A 2,050-nucleotide genomic window follows, 5' to 3' on the forward strand; every position below is an offset into this window, starting at 1 on the left:
CACGGCGCGCACCGTGCAGCGCGCCGGAAGGTGCTCCCGGCATCGGGAGCACGGGGGCAGGGGTGCCCGGTGCGGCCTCGGAGTCCTCGCCGCCGACGATCGCGGCGAGAGGTCCCGCGGTGACGACACTCTCCAGGACGGTGTGCCCGATGGTCAGCCGCTCGGCGGCGATGCCGTCGTGTGCTGCGGTGACCGAGACGACGCCGCTCACAAGGGCTGCCCCGCAGCGTGCAGCAGCGGCGCCGAGCAGCACCCGGGAGGCAGGCGCGGGCGAGCCGAGGAGCAGGTGCGGGCCGGCGGCGGCCGCGGCTGCCGCGACGGCAGACGCGAAGGCCTCCGCCGGCTGGTCGGGGCCAGGCTCTGCCCACAGCACCTCATCGGGACCGAGGGACGCCGCTGCGTCGGCGAGCCGTTGCGTGCCCACGGCGACGATCGTCACCGGGCCGCCCGCGGTGCGCGCGAGGCCCATCGCCGCGCCGAGCAGCGTCGTGTCGGTCACGAGGATCCAGACGGGGGCGGTCATCGCAGCACTCCTTCAGTGCGCAGGGCGGCAATCAACTGGGCTGCGGCCTGCGTCGGGTCGCCGGTGAACAGCCGGGCAGCGGTGACCTCGGGAACGCGCGTGCCATGCGCGGTCACCGTGTCCTGAACTTCCACGCCCAGCTCGGTCGTCGTGACCATCTCGACCGGCCGCTTGCGCGCGGCGAGCAGCTCCTTCATCCCTGGGGCCTTTGGCTCAGCGGCCGTGGCGGAGATCATCAGCACCACAGGGGTCTGGACAGCGACGGTCTCGTCGAGGTCGCCGGTACGACGAACCGCCTCGACACAACCGTCGCTCGCGCTCGCCGAGAGCACGCCTGCGAGCGCCGGCCATCCGAGGTGCCCGGCGAGGGCAGCGCCCATCCCGAGGTGCTCCTCTGCATCGCCGACCAGCACGACATCGATCTCTCCTGCGCGCACCGCCGCGGCGAGGGCGTAGGCGGTCGATGCCTCGTCGATCATCCCGGGGACATCACCGATGCAGGTCGTGGCGGTGAGCCCGCGGGCCAAGGCCCAACTGGCGTCTCCGTCGCCGATCGTCAGCCCGACGGCGGTCCCGCCGGAGGTCGCCGCGAGGCGAAGGGCAGTCGCGACGACTGCGTGATCGTCCTCTCCCGCGGCCATCTTGGTGCTGCGCCACCGTACGGTTCCGTCGCTCTGCACGACGGCGCCGCCGACGTCCTTCGCCCACTTGTAGACCGCTGCTGTTCTCATCCACTACCTCACCCGGGGGCTGGACGCCCCGAGGTGCGGGGCGCTCTCTTCTCCCGTTCAGTGAAGTCCTGTGGGGCGGGCGGGCGGCAGCCCCGTCCGGCTACGGCGGGGTAACCGATCGGATACCCCGCGACGGCGCGTGGTGAGGTCGTCCCGGCGGCCGCCGTCACCCTGTCTGGCGGATCAGCCCACGATCCCCTGCCGAACGCCGAAGACGGCGACCTGGACGCGGTTGCGCATGTGCAGCTTCGTCATGATCGAGCCGAGGTGCTTCTTGACGGTCGCTTCGGAGAGGAACATCCGTTGGGCGATCTCGTCGTTCGACAGACCGTCGACGAGCAGGCACAGCACCTCGCGCTCGCGGTGGGTCAGGCGCTCGTGCGCCGGGGGGATCACCGTCGCTGTCCCGCCCGGCAGCCCGAACTCGGCGAGGACACGTGCGGCAAGCGTCGAGGACATCGCGGACTCCCCGCGCATCAGACCCGAGAGGTAGTCGTGCAGCCTGCTCGCCGACTCGTCCTTGCTCAGGTACCCGTGGGCCCCGCTCTGCAGAGCACGGAACACGTCCTCCCCGAGGCTGGACATCGTCAGCATGGCGACCCGCACCTCCGGATCCGCGGCGGTGATCAGTCGGGTGGCCTCCACACCGTCCATCCCGGCCATCCGCACGTCCATCAGGACAAGACCCGGCCGCAGAGCAGCCGTCTTCTGGACGGCCTCTGCACCGCACGAGGCGGAACCGACGACGGTGAAGTCCTCCCAACGACTGATCAGTGCGATCAGCCCGTCGCGGAAC

3 protein-coding genes are annotated in these 2,050 nt (G+C 71.5%); all 3 read right to left on the bottom strand.

Annotation, left to right across the window (positions count from 1 at the left end):
* The coding region (locus ABWK99_RS15890) for a hypothetical protein (RefSeq protein WP_372595653.1) at nucleotides 1-523 on the bottom strand (523 nt) is incomplete at its 3' end.
* Nucleotides 520-1,254, bottom strand: coding sequence for a hypothetical protein (locus tag ABWK99_RS15895; RefSeq protein WP_372595654.1), 735 nt, complete (start codon nucleotides 1,252-1,254; stop codon nucleotides 520-522). The genes ABWK99_RS15895 and ABWK99_RS15890, both read right to left, overlap by 4 nt.
* A 183-nt stretch (nucleotides 1,255-1,437) precedes the next feature.
* The coding region (locus tag ABWK99_RS15900) for a response regulator (RefSeq protein ID WP_372595655.1) at nucleotides 1,438-2,050 on the bottom strand (613 nt) is incomplete at its 5' end.

The sequence above is a fragment of the Actinotalea sp. genome (assembly GCF_041597215.1).
Classification (GTDB): Bacteria; Actinomycetota; Actinomycetes; order Actinomycetales; family Cellulomonadaceae; genus Actinotalea.